Annotated in this window: 26 protein-coding genes and 1 pseudogene; 11 read left to right on the forward strand and 16 right to left on the reverse strand. The window is 61.9% G+C overall.

What is annotated here, in order from left to right:
* Window positions 1-315: pseudogene (locus QP868_RS08925) on the forward strand (HNH endonuclease signature motif containing protein); the annotation flags it as partial.
* 123 nt (window positions 316-438) lie between these two features.
* Here the strand turns inward: QP868_RS08925 and QP868_RS08930 are convergent.
* The 3 genes from QP868_RS08930 to QP868_RS08940 are packed head-to-tail and all read right to left on the reverse strand — an operon-like array spanning window position 439 to window position 1,957.
* On the reverse strand, window positions 439-1,359 hold the full coding sequence (locus tag QP868_RS08930; RefSeq protein ID WP_284926222.1) for an SURF1 family cytochrome oxidase biogenesis protein: 921 nt from the start codon (window positions 1,357-1,359) through the stop codon (window positions 439-441).
* A complete protein-coding gene (locus QP868_RS08935) occupies window positions 1,359-1,568 on the reverse strand; it encodes a hypothetical protein (RefSeq protein ID WP_284926223.1) in 210 nt (69 codons plus the stop codon). The genes QP868_RS08930 and QP868_RS08935 overlap by 1 nt, the downstream gene beginning before the upstream one ends.
* Window positions 1,565-1,957 (reverse strand): DUF3099 domain-containing protein, encoded by a 393-nt coding sequence (locus tag QP868_RS08940; protein ID WP_284926224.1) that lies wholly within the window; start codon window positions 1,955-1,957, stop codon window positions 1,565-1,567. Before QP868_RS08940 ends, QP868_RS08935 begins: the two co-directional genes overlap by 4 nt.
* Window positions 1,958-2,087: 130 nt before the next feature.
* Here QP868_RS08940 and fabG point away from each other — a divergent pair, with 130 nt between their 5' ends.
* The 3 genes from fabG to QP868_RS08955 all read left to right on the forward strand — a co-directional run bounded on the left by fabG (window position 2,088) and on the right by QP868_RS08955 (window position 4,126).
* Window positions 2,088-2,792: a 3-oxoacyl-ACP reductase FabG gene (gene fabG / locus QP868_RS08945; protein ID WP_005882291.1), complete on the forward strand. Its 705-nt coding sequence runs from the start codon at window positions 2,088-2,090 to the stop codon at window positions 2,790-2,792.
* 21 nt (window positions 2,793-2,813) lie between these two features.
* Window positions 2,814-3,572, forward strand: a complete 759-nt coding sequence (gene fabI / locus QP868_RS08950; RefSeq protein WP_284926225.1) for an enoyl-ACP reductase FabI — start codon at window positions 2,814-2,816, stop codon at window positions 3,570-3,572.
* Window positions 3,573-3,640: 68 nt separating this feature from the next.
* A complete protein-coding gene (locus QP868_RS08955; RefSeq protein WP_284926226.1) occupies window positions 3,641-4,126 on the forward strand; it encodes a SixA phosphatase family protein in 486 nt (161 codons plus the stop codon).
* A 58-nt stretch (window positions 4,127-4,184) separates the two neighbouring features.
* On the opposite strand, the gene serB is transcribed toward QP868_RS08955, so the two are convergent.
* Window positions 4,185-4,958 carry a phosphoserine phosphatase SerB gene (gene serB, locus QP868_RS08960; protein ID WP_284926227.1) on the reverse strand — a complete coding sequence of 258 codons (774 nt, stop codon included), beginning with the start codon at window positions 4,956-4,958 and terminating at the stop codon, window positions 4,185-4,187.
* A gap of 4 nt (window positions 4,959-4,962) precedes the next feature.
* Window positions 4,963-5,712 (reverse strand): hypothetical protein, encoded by a 750-nt coding sequence (locus tag QP868_RS08965; protein ID WP_284926228.1) that lies wholly within the window; start codon window positions 5,710-5,712, stop codon window positions 4,963-4,965.
* Between the two features lie 34 nt (window positions 5,713-5,746).
* Here QP868_RS08965 and QP868_RS08970 point away from each other — a divergent pair, with 34 nt between their 5' ends.
* The 3 genes from QP868_RS08970 to QP868_RS08980 are packed head-to-tail and all read left to right on the forward strand — an operon-like array spanning window position 5,747 to window position 8,177.
* Complete coding sequence (locus QP868_RS08970; protein WP_284926229.1) at window positions 5,747-6,529, forward strand: ABC transporter ATP-binding protein; 783 nt, start codon at window positions 5,747-5,749, stop codon at window positions 6,527-6,529.
* Entirely contained in the window at window positions 6,526-7,299 is a 774-nt protein-coding gene (locus tag QP868_RS08975) for a sulfite exporter TauE/SafE family protein (protein ID WP_284926230.1), read from the forward strand. Before QP868_RS08970 ends, QP868_RS08975 begins: the two co-directional genes overlap by 4 nt.
* Window positions 7,296-8,177: a TrmH family RNA methyltransferase gene (locus QP868_RS08980; protein WP_284926231.1), complete on the forward strand. Its 882-nt coding sequence runs from the start codon at window positions 7,296-7,298 to the stop codon at window positions 8,175-8,177. Before QP868_RS08975 ends, QP868_RS08980 begins: the two co-directional genes overlap by 4 nt.
* Window positions 8,178-8,335: 158 nt before the next feature.
* Here QP868_RS08980 and QP868_RS08985 read toward each other — a convergent pair whose 3' ends face one another.
* The 7 genes from QP868_RS08985 to QP868_RS09015 form a co-directional block, all read right to left on the reverse strand.
* Window positions 8,336-8,806 carry a CueP family metal-binding protein gene (locus QP868_RS08985; protein ID WP_284926232.1) on the reverse strand — a complete coding sequence of 157 codons (471 nt, stop codon included), beginning with the start codon at window positions 8,804-8,806 and terminating at the stop codon, window positions 8,336-8,338.
* A 339-nt stretch (window positions 8,807-9,145) separates the two neighbouring features.
* Window positions 9,146-9,481: a metal-sensitive transcriptional regulator gene (locus tag QP868_RS08990; protein WP_284926233.1), complete on the reverse strand. Its 336-nt coding sequence runs from the start codon at window positions 9,479-9,481 to the stop codon at window positions 9,146-9,148.
* 11 nt (window positions 9,482-9,492) lie between these two features.
* Window positions 9,493-11,643, reverse strand: coding sequence for a heavy metal translocating P-type ATPase (locus QP868_RS08995; RefSeq protein WP_473964643.1), 2,151 nt, complete (start codon window positions 11,641-11,643; stop codon window positions 9,493-9,495).
* Between the two features lie 89 nt (window positions 11,644-11,732).
* Window positions 11,733-12,326 (reverse strand): YdhK family protein, encoded by a 594-nt coding sequence (locus tag QP868_RS09000; RefSeq protein ID WP_284926234.1) that lies wholly within the window; start codon window positions 12,324-12,326, stop codon window positions 11,733-11,735.
* A 151-nt stretch (window positions 12,327-12,477) separates the two neighbouring features.
* Window positions 12,478-12,819: a hypothetical protein gene (locus tag QP868_RS09005; RefSeq protein ID WP_284926235.1), complete on the reverse strand. Its 342-nt coding sequence runs from the start codon at window positions 12,817-12,819 to the stop codon at window positions 12,478-12,480.
* Window positions 12,820-12,868: 49 nt separating this feature from the next.
* Window positions 12,869-15,139: a heavy metal translocating P-type ATPase gene (locus QP868_RS09010; RefSeq protein WP_284926236.1), complete on the reverse strand. Its 2,271-nt coding sequence runs from the start codon at window positions 15,137-15,139 to the stop codon at window positions 12,869-12,871.
* Window positions 15,140-15,209: 70 nt separating this feature from the next.
* Window positions 15,210-15,419, reverse strand: coding sequence for a heavy-metal-associated domain-containing protein (locus QP868_RS09015; protein WP_284926237.1), 210 nt, complete (start codon window positions 15,417-15,419; stop codon window positions 15,210-15,212).
* 645 nt (window positions 15,420-16,064) lie between these two features.
* On the opposite strand from QP868_RS09015, the gene QP868_RS09020 reads away from it, so the two are divergent.
* Window positions 16,065-16,934, forward strand: coding sequence for a DUF998 domain-containing protein (locus QP868_RS09020; protein ID WP_284926268.1), 870 nt, complete (start codon window positions 16,065-16,067; stop codon window positions 16,932-16,934).
* Window positions 16,935-17,115: 181 nt separating this feature from the next.
* On the forward strand, window positions 17,116-17,268 hold the full coding sequence (locus QP868_RS09025) for a DUF6463 family protein (protein WP_284926238.1): 153 nt from the start codon (window positions 17,116-17,118) through the stop codon (window positions 17,266-17,268).
* Window position 17,269: 1 nt separating this feature from the next.
* Here the strand turns inward: QP868_RS09025 and QP868_RS09030 are convergent, their stop codons facing one another.
* Both QP868_RS09030 and QP868_RS12115 read right to left on the reverse strand, forming a co-directional pair.
* Window positions 17,270-17,419 (reverse strand): TetR family transcriptional regulator, encoded by a 150-nt coding sequence (locus QP868_RS09030; protein WP_204516017.1) that lies wholly within the window; start codon window positions 17,417-17,419, stop codon window positions 17,270-17,272.
* Between the two features lie 23 nt (window positions 17,420-17,442).
* Window positions 17,443-17,958 carry a TetR/AcrR family transcriptional regulator C-terminal domain-containing protein gene (locus QP868_RS12115; RefSeq protein WP_350309991.1) on the reverse strand — a complete coding sequence of 172 codons (516 nt, stop codon included), beginning with the start codon at window positions 17,956-17,958 and terminating at the stop codon, window positions 17,443-17,445.
* Between the two features lie 162 nt (window positions 17,959-18,120).
* Between QP868_RS12115 and QP868_RS09040 the strand changes: the two genes are divergently transcribed.
* Together QP868_RS09040 and QP868_RS09045 are read left to right on the forward strand one after the other, a co-directional pair.
* Window positions 18,121-18,855: a phosphatase gene (locus tag QP868_RS09040; RefSeq protein WP_284926240.1), complete on the forward strand. Its 735-nt coding sequence runs from the start codon at window positions 18,121-18,123 to the stop codon at window positions 18,853-18,855.
* A gap of 142 nt (window positions 18,856-18,997) precedes the next feature.
* Window positions 18,998-19,255, forward strand: a complete 258-nt coding sequence (locus QP868_RS09045; protein WP_005884373.1) for a type B 50S ribosomal protein L31 — start codon at window positions 18,998-19,000, stop codon at window positions 19,253-19,255.
* A gap of 68 nt (window positions 19,256-19,323) precedes the next feature.
* Here QP868_RS09045 and thiD read toward each other — a convergent pair whose 3' ends face one another.
* Complete coding sequence (gene thiD, locus QP868_RS09050) at window positions 19,324-20,154, reverse strand: bifunctional hydroxymethylpyrimidine kinase/phosphomethylpyrimidine kinase (protein ID WP_284926241.1); 831 nt, start codon at window positions 20,152-20,154, stop codon at window positions 19,324-19,326.
* A gap of 102 nt (window positions 20,155-20,256) precedes the next feature.
* Entirely contained in the window at window positions 20,257-20,724 is a 468-nt protein-coding gene (locus QP868_RS09055; RefSeq protein ID WP_284926242.1) for a tRNA (cytidine(34)-2'-O)-methyltransferase, read from the reverse strand.
* Between the last annotated feature and the right edge of the window lie 16 nt (window positions 20,725-20,740).

Consider the following 20,740-nt stretch of genomic DNA (forward strand, 5'->3'; position numbering starts at 1 on the left):
GGTTCCCTAGCGTGGGTGCTGCCAAGGATTGGTGCCATGCTGGTCTACCCACCAGAATCACGTATTAACCAACTCCAGTACGAACGGCTGCTTGAGTACTTCGACACCGGCGACCAAGACATCAGCCACACCATCAACCAGTACCTAGCAACAGAACACGAAACCGCCCACCGTCCTGAACCCGGGGCTGCTCAAAGTCCAGGGTGGGCCGGCGAGTATCCCCAGGAGATCGCAGACGAGTACGCAATCGCAGCGGAAGTGTTCAACGGCGACACCCGCCCCTGGGAGCCCAGCGAAGAACCACCGCCGTTTTAGCAAGTCAACCCGATGGTGGCTGGTCTGATCGGGAGCTTTGACCAGAACCGCTCAAACCAGAACCGTTCTAAACAGGGTGGCGCGCGCTACCCGCGCTGGTCCAGGTCCCAGACCCCAGAGCCCCTACTGGAGTCCCTGCTGGTTCAGCTCGGCGTCCTCGGCCTCTTCGTCCCTCACCGGACGGCGTGCGCGCCTGGTCGCGCTGTCACGCGTGCGGTGCAAACTCGTCCCATACCGAGTCCCAGACGCAGACCCGTGCTTCAGCGCATCCTTATCCACAACCACATACGTCGTCGGCTTATCCTGAGACGACTCACGCGTCTTCTTCTCACGCACGATCGTGAACACAATCGCAATGAGGATCATGACCCCAAACGTGATCCACTGAAACGTATACGACAAATGCGATCCGGGATCCAGTGACGGCGCAGGCAAAGGAGACAACCCCTCATCGCCAGCCGGATCCTCGGCCCCCATCTGCACAAACACGTGCGCATACGGATCACTCAACCCCGGCACTCGCTCCGTATCAATCGCACGAATAATGCCATCCGGATTGTTGTCCCTACTACCATCCTCGGTAGGACGCAACCAACCCGTCACCGTCGTCTCACCAGAAGGAGGCTGCGGCACATGATCCGGACTCGCTGTCCCAGTCGACGGAGTGGGCACCCACCCCCGGTTCACCAAAACCTGGCCCCCCGAAGACGTGGTAAACGGCACAATCACATAAAACCCAGGCTGATTATCAACCGTACGATTACGCGCCAACACCGTCAGCTGCGGCTCATACCGGCCCCGCACCTCAACCTTGGTCCACTCGTCCTCAGGCCGTAACTCCGCCGAGGTGCCCTCCACCTCCTCGGCAAAATCCACCGGAGGCGCGTTGTAGTTGGACTCAATAGTGGCAATCTCCGCGTCACGCTGCTGCCGCCGGTCGTTCTGCCACATCGCAAGAAACGCACACAGGGTCGCCGCAACAAGCGCCAGCACGATATACCGAATCCATGCAGACGACGCCACAAACGAATAGTTGCGCAACATCAGCCCGCGCCCTCCGGAATTTCGTCCACCGAAACCACGGACCGCAAGAACCCACGCAACGAAAGAAACTCACTCAAAAAATCACGGTGCTCATCACACGCCAACCACACCTTGTTCCGCGCAGCCGTATGAATCGACGGGTTATTCCACAACAAAGCGTGCACCGCAACTGCCCGACACGCCTTAGCTGAACACACAAGTTCGCTCACGCGTCAGACTCCTCGTCCCGGCTACGCTGTGACTCCCGCGGACTCTCCAGAACCCCCACAACCTCGCCAATAACAACGTCAGGCTCTTCATCCTCCACATCCTCGGCAGGCTCATCATCCAAAGCCTGCGGTGTCGGAGCACCAGCAATTTCATCCGTATCTGTATAGAAATGACGTCGCACCGTGTTGGCAATGGTCACCGCAATCCACGGAAGAACAATCGCCCCCGCAGCAGCAGTCCAGCGCACCCACCCAGACGTAAGCGCCGCAACGAAAAAGCACGTCAAACGGATCGCCATAAGCACCATGTACTGACGCATACGCCCGTTCGACTCGGCTTCGTGGGAGTGCTGAGCATCGGTGACACGAACAGTCTGTTCCTTGCTCACTCACACCTCCTGCGTTCAGCTCGATACGCAAGTCTACTCCCGGAACTGTAGAAAAGCTCCGAGGGGAGACCAATCGTTGATAGGTTAGGAAAGAAACTGTCCGCAATCTCATCTATGTCCAGGAGCCTCAGTGCCACGTACAGTACTCGTCACCGGCGGTAACCGCGGGATCGGACGCACAATCGCCGAACAATTCATCGCGCAAGGCGACCGCGTCGCTGTCACCTCACGCAACGGAGACGCCCCAGAAGGCGCGCTAGCCGTTGCCGCTGACGTCACCGATTCCGCCTCACTCGACGCGGCCTACACCACGGTAGAAAACGAACTGGGACCAGTTGAAATCATCGTCGCAAACGCCGGAATCACCCGCGACAACCTGCTCATGCGCATGAGCGACGAAGAGTTTGAAGACGTCATCAACACCAACCTCACTGGTGTGTACCGCACAGTCCGCCGGGGCATCACCAACCTGATCCGCGCCAAGTGGGGACGCATCATTCTGATCTCGTCAGTATCCGGGCTGTACGGCGTTGCAGGGCAAGCAAACTACTCGTCGTCAAAGGCCGGCCTGGTGGGTCTGGCCCGCTCCATCACCCGCGAAGTGGGATCACGCGGAATCACTGCCAACGTGGTAGCCCCCGGCTTCATCCGCACCGACATGACCGACGAACTCCCTGAAGCCAAACAAAAAGAATACTTGCAAGCCGTACCCGCCAAGCGTTTTGCTGAACCTCAAGAAGTAGCCAAAGTTGTCAGCTGGGTTGCTTCCGATGACGCAAGCTATATTTCCGGTGCTGTCATTCCCGTTGACGGCGGTTTGGGAATGGGACACTAAAGAAAAAGCAGAAAGGTCAACATGGGAATTCTTGAAGGAAAGCGCATCCTCGTTACCGGTGTGCTCACAGAATCATCAATCGCGTTCGCTGCCGCACGTCTCGCCCAGGAGCAGGGCGCAGAAGTTATTCTGTCCAGCTTCGGCCGTCAGATGAAGATCACTACGATCATCGCCGAACGCCTGCCCAAACCAGCCCCGGTTATTGAACTCGACGCGACCAGTGAAGAGGACCTGGCGGCACTGCCTGAACGCCTGGGCGGAACCATCGACGGAATCGTGCACGCAATCGCGTTCGCACCAAAGGACGCTCTAGGCGGCGTGTTCCTCGACACCCCGTTCGAATCGGTGTCCACCGCAATCCACGTGTCCGCCTACTCGCTCAAATCGATCGCGGTCGCAGCCAAGAGCGTGCTCAACCCCGGCGCCGGAATCGTGGGCCTCACATTCGACGCGACCGTCGCATGGCCAGCATACGACTGGATGGGTGTTGCAAAGGCAGCCATGGAATCCACTTCACGCTACCTGGCCAAGTACATGGGCCCAGACAAGATCCGCGTCAACCTGGTGTCTGCCGGTCCACTCAAGACCACGGCAGCCAAGTCCATCCCCGGCTTCGAGGCTTTCGAAGATGTCTGGGGCGACCGCGCACCACTCGGATGGGACCAGACCGACACCGAACCAGCTGGAAAAGCAATCGTCGCTCTTCTCTCCGACTGGTTCCCCGCGACCACCGGCGAAATGGTGCACGTCGACGGAGGTCTGCACTCCACAGGCGCATAAGCACCAGCGCTTAAGCATCAACGCATAAGCACCTGCACTTTTGAGTGGGCATATCTACACTGGTAGGTATGCCCACTCTTGTTTTAGCTCGTCACGCACACGCAACCCATGACCCTATGCCGGACTTTGACCGTCATCTCACTGAAGAAGGGGAGGCCGAGGCGGCCCTCGCCGGCCGCTTTCTGTCACAGTTCCCGCTGACCCACCTTGTGTCGTCGCCGGCAAAACGCACAACCCAGACTGGGCAAGCAGTTGTTGACGCGCTCAACGACGCCTACCGCGGACGCCCAGATTTCAACGCCGTAGAACTGCAATTCGAACCTGCTCTATACGACGCCACCGTCCAAACCTGGTTAGACACCATCAACGCGATCCCCGAAGACGTGCCTGGCGCATACATCGTTGGCCACAACCCAATCGTGTGGGAAACAGTCGAACGCGTGGGCGGTGTCAACCTCAAGAAGTTCAAACCGTCGTCCGTGGCAGTTTTCCAGCTACCCAGTTGGGACGTCGACTCATTCCCGGAACCAACTGTGCGCTACTTCGGAAACTAAAAGGCCACGGAACTCACGCACACCTCACCCAGGCCTCTAACAGACCCTAAGCAGGTCCTCAGCGGATATAAGGCGTGCAGAAAATCTCGACCAGTTGGCGCATGTTCCGGTGACGAATAACCAAGTCGGCCTTCTCAGCCAAAGCCGGTTTTGCACAAAAAGCGATCCCGCAACTTGCCAGTTCAACCATGTCGAGGTCGTTAGCACCATCGCCAATCGCCAGAGTACGCGTAGCCCCCACACGCCCCGCCAACTCCGCAAGCGTCTGGGACTTAAACGCTCGGTCAACTACCGGTCCAGTCACCTTCCCAGTGAGAACCCCGCCCGCGGATTCCAATTGGTTCGCAAACGCGTCATCGATACCAACGCTGTCCGCAAGCGGCTGAACAATCTCAATGAAGCCACCGGACACAACAGCCACGTGGCAATCCACCTCGTGCAAGGCCTCCACCCACTCGGGTACTCCAGGGGTGAGCGTCACCTGGTCAGCGACCTCGGCCAGGGCACTTACCGGGATCCCCCTGAGTAAAGCCACACGTTCGCGCAAGGACTCTTCGAAGTCCAACTCGCCAGCCATGGCCCGCTCCGTAATCGCTGCAACCTGGTCCTCAACACCTGCGTGAGCTGCCAGAAGATCGATCACTTCCTCATTGATCAACGTGGAGTCCACATCCATGACCACGAGCTCAGGAGGTGCGAGACTCACCTCCGGAGGCAAGACCTGAACATCGTCATTCTCGGAGCGCAAATCGGCCAGAACCGATGGAAGGTCATCGGTGTCAAAAACGTCGTGACGCACCTGGCCAGAGTCGAAAATACATACCCGTTGCATAGCTTCATCGTATCGGTGCGGCACTTTCCCGCGTGGTCGTGGTCACCACATCGTGAGCCGCCCCATGGAGCTGCGCCAAAAGCGACCCCAACTCCTGCGGCTCAACAGCAAGCGGTGCCAGGATCGGGCGCAATGCACAGTGAATATCAACAGCGGAAAAACATGCAGCTTCAACCGTGGAATCCACGAAAAACGACCCTGCCCGCCGGTGCTCACCAGCAAACTCCTCTTGCCAGTCTCTCCACGGAAGATTCCGGAACTCATCAGCAATCCCACTCTCAACAAGAGACAAACCATGCATCACCAGATCGCGTAAATGACGCACCGCCTCGGGTACAGAACGCATCCCTAAAGGAGCAAACGGAACGTGCGCACACGGAAACACATCAACATTGCCCTCCGCGTGAACCACCAGCACGGCACGGGACTCACCAGCCACCTCGGCGACAATCACAGCGGGCGCCTGCGCGACCACGCGACTGTACTCCCTGGACACCTGCGGAACCGTCAACGCAAGCGCCGGGTGAACCAAGACCGTACGAAACCGATCAAAACCAAACTCCCTAGCTGCAGCAGCCCACAGCAACAGTCCAGTACGTGACTCGCCAAGCACCGCATCATCGTTAATAAACGGAACCTCATACCCGGCGTCCTGAAAGATTGTGACAACCGAATCGGGCGGTAAGATCCGCTCAACACACGCGTTAAGGGCGGTGGAGACATGAACAGTGTGGAAAACTCGCTGATTGTGCACACGCACAGATTACCCGTGGGGTAGTGTTTAACATATGAGCGAAGTGCTGAGCTTAGAAGATGTTGTTGTTCGCCGTGGTGCCCACCACCTGCTGGACGGACTGAGCCTCTCAGTATCTGAAGGGCAGCACTGGGTGATTTTGGGCCCAAACGGTGCAGGCAAAACCACCCTGTTGGAAATCGCCGCCGGGCGCATGCACCCAACCAGCGGAACCGTCAAAATACTGGGCGAACAGCTTGGCCGAGTCGACGTATTTGAGCTCCGCCCGCGCATCGGTTACGCCTCGTCGGCGCTTGCTGACCGCCTACCACGTAGCGAAAGCGCCTTCGACACCGTGATGACAGCCGCCTATGGTGTCGTTGGTCGCTGGACAGAAGAGTACGACCAGATCGACGAAGAACGGGCCCACGACCTTCTCAACGCCTTTGGCATCGGCGACTTTAAGGACCGCACATTTGGTTCCCTGTCAGAAGGTGAACGCAAACGAGTACAGATTGCCCGGTCACTCATGACCGACCCGGAAATTCTGCTCCTTGACGAACCAGCATCAGGACTCGACTTGGGCGGACGTGAAGATCTGCTTCAGGCTCTTTCTGAAATCCTCGGTGGGAAATACGCCCCCACCACCCTCATGGTCACTCACCACGTAGAAGAGATTCCAAAAGGCACCACTCATGCTCTACTGCTACGTGAAGGAAAAGTGACAGCAGCTGGTCCTTTGGAGGAGACCCTGACATCAGAAAACCTGTCTGAAACATTCGGCTCTGACATCAAACTCACCACAGTAGGTGGACGCTTCCACGCTCAAGCACAGTGACATTTGATCTTCTCACCAGCGCGCTGATCTTCTTAGCGGGGCTGGCCGCTGGCACCATCAATGCGGTGGTGGGCTCTGGAACTCTGATTACCTTTCCCGCGCTTGTGGCCTTTGGCGTGCCACCTCAAGCGGCGACCATGAGTAACGCGCTTGGGCTCATCCCAGGAAACATCGCATCGTCTTTCGGATACCGTGAAGATCTCCGCGGCTCCGGCGACCGGCTTAAACGCTGGATACCCGCTTCGATGGCAGGTTCGCTCGTTGGCGCAACGCTACTGGTGGTTCTGCCAGCTAAGTCCTTTGAACTGATTGTTCCGGTGCTCATCGTGATCGCTCTCGTCATGGTGGTGGTGCAGCCACGCCTGCAGAAGTATCTGAACGCCCGCGACGCCACGGCCCTGACAAACAGCACAGTCGCCGTGTACTGCGTCCTGTTCTTCACCGCCATCTACGGCGGATACTTCGCGGCAGCCCAGGGCATCATTCTCATCGGTCTTCTAGGGATTGTCCTCGATGAGCCACTTCAAAAGATCAACGGGTACAAAAACGTTCTGGTGCTTTTTGTGAACATCGTGTCAGCAACCGCCTACACGATTATTGGATTCAACAAGATTTCGTGGATGGCCGTGGTGCTCATTGCGGCCGGTTCGCTTATAGGTGGTTACGTGGGCGCCCGCATAGGTCGCAAACTCAACCCCACCGTGCTGCGTGCGGTGATTGTCATTCTGGGCATCGTGGCGTTTGTGCGCATCTTGGGAATCCACGCATGAACACACCCAAGAAAGCGGACCTGAGCCCCGCAGACATTGAAGCGCTGTGCACAGAGCACGGCATCGACCCCGCCCGCGTGCAACACCTAGCACATGTGCCCCCGCCTGAGGACTACACGCACCTGACCGACGTGGAACTGCGCAAGAAGCTCGAACCAGAAAACGGGCTGTTCATCTCCGAATCTTCCAAGATCATTCAACGCGCCCACGACGCCGGCATGAAGTTCCGCTCGTTCTTCCTCAACGCCCACTGGCTCGAACCGCTCGCCCCAGTGATCGCCCACCACGACGTCCCCATCTACGTGGGAAGCGAAGCTGATCTAGAAAAAGTTGCAGGCTTTCGCCTCCACCGAGGTGCCCTGGCAAGTACCCAGCGACCGCACCTTCCCAACGTCGCCGAGGTGGTGAGGGACACCTCGGTCGTTGTTATCATCGAGGATCTAGTGGACCACACCAATGTGGGCGCAATCTTCCGGTCCGTAGCCGCCCTTGGTGCAGATGCCGTCCTGGTGACGCCCCGTTGCGCCGACCCCTTGTACCGGCGAGCGATCCGAGTGTCGATGGGTACGGTCTTCCAAGTGCTGTGGACAAGAATCGATCCTTGGCCAGAGAGCATCGACACCCTCCAGGATGCAGGGTTCGTCGTTGCGGGCATGACTCTAGGCGAGGGCGCGATCACTTTGGACGAGCTGGTCGCTGAAGATTATGAGAAGCTCGCTCTCGTCTTCGGCTCCGAGGGTCCTGGGCTGACTCAAGCGACTGAGCAGCGGCTCGACAGAAGAGTCACGATCCCGATGATGGGCGGAGTTGACTCGTTAAACGTCGCGGCGGCCTCGGCACTCGCGCTCTATGCGACGAGGTTGCGCCACAAGAGGTAGCGTCACTGTCCAGAGGTGGTCGAGTCAGTCCGTTTTCACCGGCGCGAATATCGTGGTGGCGAGTGTGACCTGCGCCACTAGGGCCTTTGCCCTGATGCACTGCTGCCGACCGACTGTACTGAAGCCGGCACTCTGGTGGTGAGCTTGGAGTCCGAGCATCAAGTCAATTGAAATCCGGTCAAGCAAGTGGGGTCATCTGCGCGGGTCGATATATCCTGCTTTGCGGTGCGGCCTTCGGCTGAGACTGTGAGCGACGCGTCAATTCCGCGTGGCAGCCAGATCCCCACGAATCCGTTGTCGTAAGTCCTCAGCGTTTCATCGAGGATGGTCCTCCCAGACGTCGCCTCGACCACGGTAACGTCGACGTCAGTATTGGCGAGCTCGCCGCGACAAGTTGTGAGGCTGTGGAAGTAGCATTCGTGAGTCTGCCCGCGATAGGGAGCGATAGAGACGTAAAATTCGTCCTTTGGCATCGGCAGAGTGGTCTGCTTGTTCTGACCGTCGGTCAGGACCAACTGTTCGGGTTCAATCGAAGCAATGAGTTCAGACGAGCGATCTGACACCTTCGCTGTGTCGAGGCGCTTGATGACGTCCCGTGCATTCAGGCCGTCCAGATCGTGCTCGGCCACCAATGAGTGATCGGACCCTGCGTCGACGGACGGTTCCGCATCAGCACAGCCGCTGAGCAGGAGGACGGCGCTGGTCGCCAGCGCTGTTATGGTCGCGCAGAGTCTCAGGCGGCTCCTGGAGGGGTGGATCGGAGTAACAATGGCAAGGGGCATGGCCAACTCTTTTCTCAGGTGAAAATGTTCATATCGACCGATTCGACCTCAGGCGGCCCGATTTCGTCGGGGGCCTAGGGCCAGACGAGGGGCAACCCACGCCAGCCCGGAGACGTCGAAAGCATAGTCTTGGTCTGGGGTGCAACAGCCTGGGAGGCGTCTGGTGTCAACCGAAATCAGATGGTGTCAGGAGCGCACGAGTCGGTTGATGGCATCGGAGGCTTCCTGGATCTTGGCGATGGCCGCGTCCTCATCGCCTTGCTTGGCGGCGTCGAGCACGCAGTGCTTGAGGTGGTCATCGAGCAGGCCAGTCGCGACCCCCTGCAGTGCCCGGGTGAGCGCGGAGACCTGAGTGAGGATGTCGATGCAGTACTTCTCGTCATCGATCATCTTCGCGATGCCGCGCGCCTGGCCTTCGATGCGCTTCATGCGGCTGCGGTAGCGGGCCTTGTCGCTGATGTAGCCGTGCTGGTGGGTCTCGGTGTCGCCGCCGGTGTCATTGGTGGCCTTGTCGGTGGTCATGAATGTGTCCTTCATTTCTGACGTTCCAGGACGGAACGAGTGCTTTCATCTGGGGTGAGGTCGATGCGACGCAGCAACTGGGCGTTGAGGGCGACGACGACGGTGGAGATTGACATCAGGATCGCGCCAACCGACATCGGCATGACAAAGCCGACGGGTGCGAGCACACCGGCCGCGAGCGGCACAGAGAGCAGGTTGTACCCGGCAGCCCACCACAGGTTCTGCTTCATTTTACGGTATGCGGCACGGGAGAGTTGGATAACCGAGAGCACGCTGCGCGGGTCGGAACTGGCGAGGATGACCCCTGCTGAGGCGATGGCGACGTCGGTGCCCGCGCCGATGGCGATGCCGATGTCGGACTGCGCCAGCGCCGGAGCGTCATTGACGCCGTCACCAACCATGGCGACCTTCTTTCCCTCGTGCTGGAGCTGGGCGACCTTGGCGGACTTGTCCTCGGGGCGGACGCCGGCGAAGACGCGGTCGATGCCGAGCTGCCGGCCGACCTCGTCGGCGACGGCCTGGGCGTCGCCGGTGATCATGACGACCTCGACGCCGAGCCGGTGCAGCGCGTCGACGGCGTCGCGGGACTCGGGGCGGACCTCGTCGGCAAGCTTGAGCCCGCCGATCACAGTGTTGTCGCGTAGGACGTGCAGGATGATCGCGCCCGCGGCTCGCCACTCCTCGGCGGCGTCGATCTCGTGCTGCCCGGTCTCCTCGAGCAGTCGGGGGCCTCCGACGCGGATCTCCTGGCCGGCCACGGTCGCGGTGACCCCCACTGCCGGCGAGGACGAGAATCCACTGGCTGGTTCGACGGTCAGGCTCTTGTCTTTGGCGGCAGCGACGATGGCCTGGGCGAGCGGGTGCTCGCTGTCGGCCTCGGCGGCAGCGGCTAGGGCGAGTACCTGGTCGGCGCACAGGCCTGCGATCGGCTCGACGCCGGTGACGGTGGGCTCGCCCTTGGTCAGGGTGCCGGTCTTGTCGAAGAGCACTGCGTCGACCTGGCGCATGGACTCCAGTGCGAGGCGGTCCTTGACCAGGACGCCGCCGCGGGCGGCGCGCTCGGTGGCGATGGACACGACCAGCGGGATCGCCAGACCGAGCGCGTGCGGGCAGGCGATGACGAGCACGGTGATGGTGCGGATGACGGCATCGTTGGGCAGCCCGAAGAGGGTCCAGGCGACGGCAGTGATCAGAGCGGCCCCGAGGGCGAACCAGAACAGCAAGGCAGCCGCCTTGTCGGCGATGCGCTGGGCGCGGGACGAAGACCCCTGGGCCTCGGCGACGAGCCTGTTGATGCCGGCCAGTGCCGTGTCGTCGCCGGTGGCGGTGATCTCCACCCGCAAACCGGAGTCAGTGGCCACAGTGCCGGCGGTGACCGCATCGCCCTCGCCGCGGGCGACGGGGCGCGACTCGCCGGTGATCATCGACTCGTCCATGTCAGCGCGGCCGTCGATGACGGTGCCGTCGGCGGGGACGCTGCCTCCGGGGCGGACGATGACGACGTCGCCGACGCGCAGCTCGGCCGGGTCGACCTTGACGGTTTCGTCGCCCTCGACGCGCTCCGCTTCGTCGGGCAGCAACGCGGCAAGGGAGTCCAGCGCCGAGGTTGTCTGGGCCAGGGACCGCATCTCGATCCAGTGGCCGAGCAGCATGATCACGATCAGCAGCGCCAGCTCCCACCAGAACTCGAGCTCGTGGTGGACGAGCCCCACGGTGGCGGCCCAGGAGGCGAGGAACGCCACGGTGATCCCGAGCGCGATCAGCAGCATCATGCCGGGCTTGCGGCTCTTCAGCTCGTTGACGGCACCGGTGAGGAACGGTGTGCCGCCCCAGGCGTACATGACGGTGCCGAGCACCGCGGCGACCCAGCCCGCCCAGCTGGGCACCGAGTAGCCCAGGAGCATGGCGAACATGGGGGAGAACGCGACCACCGGGATGGCGATGACGAGGTTGATCCAGAACAGTCGACGGAACTGGCTGACGTGGTCGCCATGGCCCGCATGACCACTATGACCACTGCCGTGATCGCCGTGCCCGGCGTGGGCACCGTGTTTCACGGCGTGGCCTTCGTGCTCGGCATGCGAGTCGTCAACATGGCCGGACTCGGTGGTCGCGACGCCGTCGTGGTCATGGTGATGGTGATGCGTGGTCGGGTCCGTCACTGCTCTTCGCTTCCCTTCGTTCTTCCCCGGTTTTTCCTTCGATCGGGTCGTGTCTCGCCGCGGACCCTTCAGGGCCCCCAGCGGCCGGCTCAGGAGGCCGGCTTGATCTCGCTCTCGACGACCCACTTGTGGTTCGTCATGGTCATACCGTCGGACTCGTAGTCGACCATGTAGACGGTCTCGTCGGTGGAGGAGGCGATGGTGGCCTTCGCGCCCTGCATGCCCTCCATGTGCTCGGCCTCCAGGGCGACCTCAGTGCCGTCAGGCAGGCGCTGGGCGCCGGCGTCCATGATCTCCTGCTGCACGACCCACTTGTGGTCCTTGATCGGATCCCCGCCGGTGGTGGGCGTGAAGTCCACCGCGTAGGTGTAGGTGTCGTAGGCCCCGACGATGGTGGCCTTCGCCCCGTGCATGCTCTCCATGTGGTCTGCGGTGAGCGTGACCTTTGTGCCGACCGGGTACTTCGGCGAGGAAGCCTTCTCGATGCCCTCTGGGGCGGGGCCGCCGTCCATCGGATGCTCCATCCCGCCGCCGTCGCTGCTGCCACCGCTTCCGTGGCCCTCGTGCTGACTGGTCGACGATGGCGTCGCCTGGTCCTGGTCTCCGCCAGTACTGCAGCCGGTGAGCACGAGTGCTCCGCCGAGCACTCCCGCGGCGACGGTGGTGATAAGGCGCTTACGCATGAAATCTCCAATTCATCAGTCTGACCCGATCAACCATATACCCCTATGGGGTATAGGTCAAATGTCGATCGGCGGGCGTGGAATCGTTTAGTTACGATCCGGTCGACCCGGGGCAGTAGCAGTGATGCTGCAGGCCCGGGCCGTCGAAGGATCAGGCCATGTTGGCGGCGTACTTGGCGGGGTTGGAGTCGAAGGTCGGTCCGCAGCCGGGGCAGCAGAGCCAGTAGCGCTGCCCGTCGTAGTCACGGAAGAGGCCCTTTTCTTCGGCGTCCTGTTTGTTGACCGGATTGCCGACCATGACGGGGCAAGTGGTCATGCCGTCGCTGCCTTCGACCAAAAGGTTTTCGCGATGGCCGGAATCGGCGGCGGGGTTCTCTGTGCCGGCCGTGCCGCAGCAGCTGGAACCAGCGCTGACAGCTTCCTCGGCGACGGATGCCTCGACTGCGGGGGACGTACTGCAGCAGCTGGTGGGTGCCTGGTCTTCGTTGCTCATTCTCGGTGCATACCTTTCGTGTGTTCGGATGATGGTTGGTTCTGCGGTGTCACTGCTTGGCGACGCTGCGGAACCCGCGCAGGCGGAGGCTGTTGCCGACGACGAACACGCTGGAGAACGCCATCGCCGCGCCTGCGAGCATGGGGTTGAGCATGCCCAGCGCCGCGATCGGGATCGCCGCGACGTTGTAGGCGAAGGCCCAGAACAGGTTCGTCTTGATCGTGCCGAGGGTCTTGCGGGACAGGCGGATCGCGTCGACCGCGGCTCGCAGGTCCCCGCGCACGAGGGTGATGTCGGAGGCCTCGATGGCCACGTCGGTGCCGGTGCCCATCGCCAGGCCGAGATCGGCCTGCGCCAGCGCCGGGGCGTCGTTGACGCCGTCGCCGACCATCGCGACGACCTTGCCCTCGTTCTGGAGGCCGGTGACGACGTCGACCTTGTCCTTGGGCAGGACCTCGGCGATGACCTTCTCGATGCCGACCTCGGCGGCGATCCGGCGGGCCACGGCCTCGTTGTCGCCGGTGAGCAGGACCGGAGTGAGTCCCAGGTCCTTCAGTCCTTGGATCGCCTCGGCGCTGGTGGGCTTGACGGCGTCGGCGACGACGAGGATCCCGCGGGCCCGTCCGTCCCAGCCGACGGCGACGACGGTCTTGCCCTCGTCCTCGGCCTCGGCCTTGGCGGCTGCGACATCGGAGGAGAGCTGCTGGGACCAATCGGCCAGCAGGGACTCTCGGCCGACGAGCACCACGCGACCGTCGACGACGCCCTGGACGCCCTTGCCTTCGATGTTGGCGAAATCCTCCGGTGTCGGCAGCTGCCCGCCCTCCACGGCCGCGGCCTTCGCGATGGCCTGGGCGATCGGGTGTTCGGAGGCGTCCTCCAAAGCGCCAGCCAGGCGAAGCAGCTCGGTGCGGTCAATGCCCGGCTCGGTGATTGCGTCGACCAAGGTCATCTTGCCGGTGGTGACGGTGCCGGTCTTGTCGAGGACGACGGTGTCGACCTTGCGTGTGGATTCGAGGACTTCGGGGCCCTTGATGAGGACGCCCATCTGCGCGCCGCGACCGGTCCCGACCAGTAGCGCTGTCGGGGTGGCCAGGCCGAGGGCGCAGGGGCAGGCGATGACGAGGACCGCAACCGCTGCGGTGAAGGCGGCGGAGACGCCGGGTCCGAAGATCAGCCATGCGCCGAGCGTGACGAGGGCGATGGCGATGACGATCGGCACGAAGATGCCGGAGATGCGGTCGGCCAGGCGCTGGACGGCGGCCTTGCCGGACTGGGCATCCTCGACCAGCTTCGCCATCTGCGCCAGCTGGGTGTCCGACCCGACCCGGGTCGCCCGCACGACAAGACGCCCGCTGGCGTTGACCGTGGCCCCAGTCACCGCGTCGCCGGCGACGACCTCGACGGGAACGGACTCGCCGGTGAGCATGGAGGCATCCACGGCCGAGGTGCCGGAGACGACCGCGCCGTCGGTGGCGATCTTCTCGCCCGGGCGGACGACGAACTCGTCGCCCACGGCCAGCTCGGAGGTCGGGATCTTGGTCTCGACGCCGTCCCGCAGGACGGAGACCTCTTTCGCCCCGAGGTCGAGCAGAGCGCGCAGCGCGGCACCGGCCTGGCGCTTGGAGCGCTTCTCGAAGTAGCGACCGGCGAGGATGAACATCGTCACACCCGCGGCGGCCTCGAGGTAGATGTTGCCCGCGCCGTCAGACGGCGCGATGGTGAACTCGAAGGGATGCTTCATCCCCGGCATGCCGGCATGGCCGAAGAACAATGCATATAGCGACCACAGGAACGCCGCGCTCGTGCCCATCGAGACGAGCGTGTCCATCGTGGCCGTGCCGTGCTTGAGGTTGGTCCATGCGGCCTTGTGGAACGGCCAGCCCGCCCAGACGACTACCGGCGCGGCCAGAGCCAGCGAGGCCCACTGCCAGTAGGTGAACTGCAGGACCGGAATCATGGCCATCGCGATTACCGGGACGGTGAGCACGATCGACCCGATCAGCCTCTGCTTCAGCGAGGTCAGTTCGGGGTCATCGGCTGGGTCCTGATCGTTGCCTTCGGAGTCCGTCGTCGCAGCTTCGGGCCGGGGTAGGGCGGCGGTGTAGCCGGTCTTTTCGACCTCCGCGACCAGAAGGGCCGGGTCATAGCCGGCGGGCACGGTGACCTTGGCCTTTTCGGTGGCGTAGTTGACGCTCGCGGTGACGCCGTCGAGCTTGTTGAGCTTGCGCTCGATCCTGTTCGCGCAGGAGGCGCAGGTCATCCCACCGACCTCCAGCTCGATGTCGCTGCCCGCACTCAGTGGCGCTGGTGTGCTCATGTCACTTCCTTCTCTCTGCTCTGCCGCGGCCATGCAGTGCCGTGGGCCGCGAGTCTGGCCGGGGCCTTCATCAGGTGCGCACGGCCGAGTAGCCGGCCTCCTCGACGGCGGCCAGGACCTTCGCGTCGTCGATCTCGCCGGAGGCGGTGACCACGAGCCTTCCCGTCTCGGCGCTGACCTCGATGCCGGTGACACCGGCGATCTCGCCGACCTCCTCGCGGACTGACGCCTCGCAATGCCCGCAAGTCATGCCCGTTACTTGGTACTCGTTGGCAGTCATCGGATAATCCTCTCTACTTGGGTACCCCGGTGGGTATCAGCTTGTGAACCATATACCCATATAGGGTATTTCTGCAAGGTGAGTCGGGCTCGCTCTTGAATGGACCCAACGTTTCGAGGTGATACGCCACCGGGGTATGCTGTGGCTGTGAAGAGCGCGACTCCTGAACCCTGTCGCGGCCAGCACTGGCTGCAGCTCGTCGTACTCACTGCACTGCTGATCATGGGTCTCCTCGGCATGCACGCGCTTATCGGCGGGTCGGCAGCGTCGACGACTTCCATGGCGTCGTCGGCTCATGCATCCTCGCAGTCGGCCGGAACGACGACTACCGCCTCCATGTCGAGCGCGTCCGGGGCGCAGCGCGCGGTGCACGGTTCCGGCGGGTGTGCAGACGCCATGAACGGCGGCGACTCTACCTGTGTCTCCGCATCTACGGCCGAGAGCATTCCGGCCCTTCCCGTTCCGTCCGCCGCGGACCAGCACGCGCACGACAGCGTCCATCACCGGCTGTGCTCCTCGGGCCACGCGGGCGGGGTTGTGGTCGTTTGAAGCACTCGGCATGCTTCCCATACGCACGTATGGTAATTGAAGGAGGATGTCGTGAACCGATACCGCGCCGGAGCCGTGGCCTAGTTGGCCAGCGCCGTGCTGCTTCCGGTGCAGCTGCTGGTCGCGCTGCGGTGGCCCCAGGGGTACTCGGTGAGGGACAACGCCATCAGCGATCTCGGAGTCACCGTCTGTGGAGGGTTCTCCGAGCAGGGCCAGCAGGTGCGCGAGGTGTGCTCTCCCTGGCACCAGTTGTTCAACGCCGGTATGGTCGTCTCCGGTGTGTTGATCGTGATCGGTGCGCTGTTGCTGCACGGCTGGTGGGACAGCCGCTCGGGTCGTACCGGGACGAGCGTGATCGCACTGACCGGACTGTCGGTGTCGATCGTCGGTTTGGCACCGTGGGACACGCATCCTGGCGTGCATGACTTCGCCGCACTGGGCCAGGCCGTCACGCAGTGGCTGGCCATGGGCCTGCTCGCCGTGGCCGCTGGACGCGGGCACTTCCGGCGACTCATCATCGTGGCGCTGGTGGTGCCATTGGTCGGGTTCGCAGCGTTCCTCGCCGCGGACATCGCGGGCAGGCCACGGGCCCTGCTAAATCGCCGACGACCCGAACACGATGAACGGGATGTGTTCGGCGTGCCCGCTCATGGAGAGCTGCGGCCGCGATTACTTCTGTTGGCCGGATCGGCAGGGGAATCCGATGCCCTCGAGTACCGCTTCGACGTAGGCTTTCGGGTTGGTGCTTGTCGACCGGTCGCCCCAAAGCAGCATCTTGTGGATGAGGGCTCCGGCGAGCTGACGGACGAGGTCGCGGGCGAAACCGTCATTCAGCGCGGTGGCGGCACGGTGGACGAACAGGTCGAGGATCGCCGTCAGCGGCCAGTCTTCCAGCGCAGGCTTCGTGGACACCCCCATCGCCGAGACTACGCGGAAGCTCGACCCGGCTGCGGTCGGAGCCGATGAGATGAACCCGGAGTACCGGCAGAAGCTCGAGCGCTTCTCGAAGCAATGCCTCCAGAGACCGAGCGCGACCGCAAGATGACGGAGATGATCGAGAAGGCCCGTCAGTAGCGTGCCCGGCAGCTTGGCTGTGCTCGGTCGAATTTGCGGCTGTCCGATTCCGACTTGCCCGAATCTTCGATCGTTGGGCAGGTGGTTGCAGAACGTCGCTTTTGCCCACGCTGGGGCGGGAGCGATTCAGCATCGTGGCGACTTCGCCGACATCATTCGCAACGAGCTCGTCGGCCCGGTTCCTGACAAGGTCGACCTAACCATAGCGTTCTGGTTCATGATCTAGACTAAACCGCTCCGCAGTCGTCCTCACCGTCGACTGCGGCGTGCACTCCGTCCTTCGAGCCGTAGTGCCCGATGGCGAGGCTCGGTGAAACGCTAGCCTGCGTCGTGATGTCACGGACTGGGACCGCGTCGAGGCCTGCTGGAGCGAACAATCTAACGCCTCGTCCCTTGATTCTCACTTCGGATTGTGGTGACACGATCGTACCGTTACGGTGGTGGCATGCCGAAGCTGACTGATCATGCCCGTCGCCGTGAGGAACTGGGCGATGCTGCCTGGCGGGTCCTGCTGAGGGACGGTGTTGGCCGGGTCTCGGTGCGCAACGTTGCCGCAGAGGCCGACCCGACGGTCAGTTCCCTGCGTCATGTCTTCGCGACCCAGGATGAGCTGCTGGTGTTCGCCCTGGAGCTGGTGCTCGAGAGGGTGCGCCGGCGCGTTGAGCCGTTGCTCCCTGTGACTGATCGCCGCGGAGTCGGGGCCGTTGCCTGCGAGTTCCTGCCGCTGAGTCCGGAGCGGTGGGCGGAGATGGAAGTCTATTTGTCCCTGTTCATGGCGGTCGGCAAGAATCCTGAGCTCGCGCCGCACCGCGATCTGGCGCCCGGGCCCGCGCTGGTAGAATGCCTCGGCCAGTTCGGGGGACCGTTCGGCTTCGGCGATCACCGTGCGCCGCAGACGCACCAGCTCCGGGGTCATCACCAGCTTCAACTGGCCGCATGCCAAGACGAGCAGGTCACCGGAGAGATCGCCGGAGGCCTCCGTCCGCCTGATCTGCTCGGCGACGGCGTCGACTCCCTCAACGTCGCAGCCGCAGCTGCCGTCACCTGCTTCGCTCTCTCCCAAAATAAGGACTGAAACGTGGAACAACTCGCCCAGCAACTCGAACAGGCCGCCATCACAGGGAAGGTGGCGACACCTCGAGAAATTAACCTCCTTCACATCCACCGTTTTCTCGCAGGGGAGCGTCAGTTTGATTTTGGTGTGAAGCTGACCTGCGACTGGGACTATGACTCGGTGTTTCAGCTCATGGTGAACGCTTGCGGGATCGACGCCGACCCAGACTTCACAGAAGGCGTGGACACCATTTCCACCCAGCGGTGCATCGAACAATTAGACCTCATGCGCTCCGCCATCCAGGACGTCGCCTCCCGAGGTGGTCGCATCCTGTTCGCGACCGGTCACCCCAGCGGGTTGCTGCCGGTGCACGTGCGCATGAGGGAATGGGCTGTGAGCCTGGGTGCGCGCACGGTTGAGCAGACTGACTTTGTACCCGTGGAGATCGGGGGAGATGCGCGCACAGTGCTGGGCGTGTGGGTGTGGCACCAGCACGGGGGACTCCCGCACACCCACCTGGCTGAACCCGCTCAGGCGGTGCTGGAACACGTAGAAACCCCTGATCTGGTGGTTGCCGATCACGGGTGGGCCGGTGCAACAGGAAGCGTCGGCATCCGCACCGTGGGGTTTGCCGACTGTAACGACCCGGCACTGTTTGTGGCCCAGGCTCAAGAACAGGTCGAGGTGTGTGTGCCCCTGGATGACAACATTCCACCACACCTGTACGAACCACTCATCGATTACGTGTGCCGAAAATAACGCACCACGTGCTTGTTCAATGTGGAACTGAGCGCACATTCGGGTATAGTTGGTTGCTGGCGTTTTACGCGCCAGCCATAAGAATTTGAGCACTGGCGGGCAACCCGGTTGCATCAGGGCTCTCGAGATTCAAAGGATCACCATGAAAAAAGATATTCACCCGGAATACCGCCCGGTTGTGTTCAACGACCTGGCTTCTGGAACCAAGTTCTTCACGCGCTCGACTGTGAAGACCGAAAAGACCATCGAATGGGAAGACGGTAACACCTACCCACTGGTCGACGTTGAAATTTCTTCGGCTTCGCACCCGTTCTACACCGGTAAGCAGCGCATCCTTGACTCCGCTGGACGCGTTGAGAAGTTCAAGGACCGTTACAAGGGCTTCGGAAAGCGCAAGTAACACGTTTAACACGTTTAGCAATAATGGCCGGCACGTTCATGTGCCGGCCATTATTGTGTGTTGCGCGCTTACAGTGTGCGCGCTTCCACGGTGATGCTGTCCGTGGGTTGGGTGCGCCATGCGCAGTGGAGCAAAGAGCGCACGCCGGTCGCGTTCTCAATTGAGGCGGCAATGCCGTGCGCAATTTTTTCCTTCGCCGAGGTCGCCGCGACTACCAGGTCCAGTCCGGTTGCCAGCCCGGCGGCAATCGAGGACGCGAACGAGCAACCGGCCCCGTTGACCAGGTGGTTGTTGACCTTGGTGGTCGACAGTTCGGTGACAGTGGTTCCGTCGAAGATGACGTCGACCGCGGTGGGTCCGTCGAGGCGAGCGCCACCCTTGACGATCACGTTCTGTGCGCCCTTGCTGTGCAGTGTGCGCGCTGCTTCGACCATGTCGTCGACACTGTTCAAGGACTCCGCTCCCACCAGGGTGGCCGCTTCTTCGAGGTTGGGGGTGATCACGGTGGCGTGCGGCACGAGTTTTTCTAAGAACAGGTCTTTGAGGTCCACCATGGTGCCTGCGCCCTTACATACCAGGACCGGGTCAAACACGTACGGGATGTGTGCCTTTTCGATGTGGTCGGCTAGGACCAGTGCGTTGTCGACGGATCCCAGCATGCCGGACTTGATGACGTCGAAGGAGTGAACGCCCAGGACCGAGGTGAGCTGGCGCGCAACGATGTCTTCGTCGACGAACTCGATTTCGTGAACGAAGTCCTTGTCAGGGTTGAACGTCACGATGCAGGTCTCGACAGTGGAGCCAAAAACTCCGTACTCTTCGAACATTTTGAGGTCTGCGGAGAGTCCTGCTCCTCCGGAAACATCGAGACCGGCAAATGTGAGCGCGCGGTGTGTCATGGGTCCTCCTGTGAGTGAACGTGTGAACGATTACGTGAACGTGCAGATTCTATATGAGCGGCCGGTTCTGTGTGGCCGGTTGTGTAATGAGCTACCAGCGGGCTATTTTCCGCCTGGATACCCCAACTGTCGCCATGCTTCGTAGGTGGCAATGGATGCTGAATTCGCCAGGTTCAAGCTTCGTCTGCCTTCCAACATGGGAATGCGGACAGCCAGGTCCACGTGCGGGTCTTCTGCCACCTCGGCGGGCAACCCTGTGGACTCTTTTCCGAACAGTAGAACGTCGTCGGAGGTGTACTCCACGGTGTCGAAAGTCTGAGTGGTGTGCGTGGTAAACGCGATGACGCGCTTGTGCCCGAGTTCCTCCCACAGGTGCTCGATTGTGGGGTGAACGGTGACATGCGCCAGATCGTGATAGTCCAGCCCCGCTCGGCGGAGTTTTGCGTCACTGAGGTCAAATCCCAAGGGCTCAACAAGGTGTAGGTGCGCACCTGTTACGGCCGCTAAACGGATGGCGTTTCCGGTGTTGCCGGGAATTTCTGGGGTGTGAAACACGATCTGAATGGGCATGGTGCAATCCTAATCC

The organism is Brevibacterium sp. UMB1308A, from assembly GCF_030230605.1.
Lineage (GTDB): Bacteria > Actinomycetota > Actinomycetes > Actinomycetales > Brevibacteriaceae > Brevibacterium.

Coding starts and splice junctions, on each gene's coding strand:
- QP868_RS08930 (WP_284926222.1), bottom strand. CDS start 1,359: ATGTTGCGCAACTATTCGTTTGTGGCGTCGTCTGCATGGATTCGGTAT.
- fabI (WP_284926225.1), top strand. CDS start 2,814: ATGGGAATTCTTGAAGGAAAGCGCATCCTCGTTACCGGTGTGCTCACA.
- QP868_RS08955 (WP_284926226.1), top strand. CDS start 3,641: ATGCCCACTCTTGTTTTAGCTCGTCACGCACACGCAACCCATGACCCT.
- serB (WP_284926227.1), bottom strand. CDS start 4,958: ATGCAACGGGTATGTATTTTCGACTCTGGCCAGGTGCGTCACGACGTT.
- QP868_RS08970 (WP_284926229.1), top strand. CDS start 5,747: ATGAGCGAAGTGCTGAGCTTAGAAGATGTTGTTGTTCGCCGTGGTGCC.
- QP868_RS08980 (WP_284926231.1), top strand. CDS start 7,296: ATGAACACACCCAAGAAAGCGGACCTGAGCCCCGCAGACATTGAAGCG.
- QP868_RS08990 (WP_284926233.1), bottom strand. CDS start 9,481: ATGACCACCGACAAGGCCACCAATGACACCGGCGGCGACACCGAGACC.
- QP868_RS09000 (WP_284926234.1), bottom strand. CDS start 12,326: ATGCGTAAGCGCCTTATCACCACCGTCGCCGCGGGAGTGCTCGGCGGA.
- QP868_RS09005 (WP_284926235.1), bottom strand. CDS start 12,819: ATGAGCAACGAAGACCAGGCACCCACCAGCTGCTGCAGTACGTCCCCC.
- QP868_RS09010 (WP_284926236.1), bottom strand. CDS start 15,139: ATGAGCACACCAGCGCCACTGAGTGCGGGCAGCGACATCGAGCTGGAG.
- QP868_RS09015 (WP_284926237.1), bottom strand. CDS start 15,419: ATGACTGCCAACGAGTACCAAGTAACGGGCATGACTTGCGGGCATTGC.
- QP868_RS12115 (WP_350309991.1), bottom strand. CDS start 17,958: ATGACCCCGGAGCTGGTGCGTCTGCGGCGCACGGTGATCGCCGAAGCC.
- QP868_RS09045 (WP_005884373.1), top strand. CDS start 18,998: ATGAAAAAAGATATTCACCCGGAATACCGCCCGGTTGTGTTCAACGAC.
- thiD (WP_284926241.1), bottom strand. CDS start 20,154: ATGACACACCGCGCGCTCACATTTGCCGGTCTCGATGTTTCCGGAGGA.
- QP868_RS09055 (WP_284926242.1), bottom strand. CDS start 20,724: ATGCCCATTCAGATCGTGTTTCACACCCCAGAAATTCCCGGCAACACC.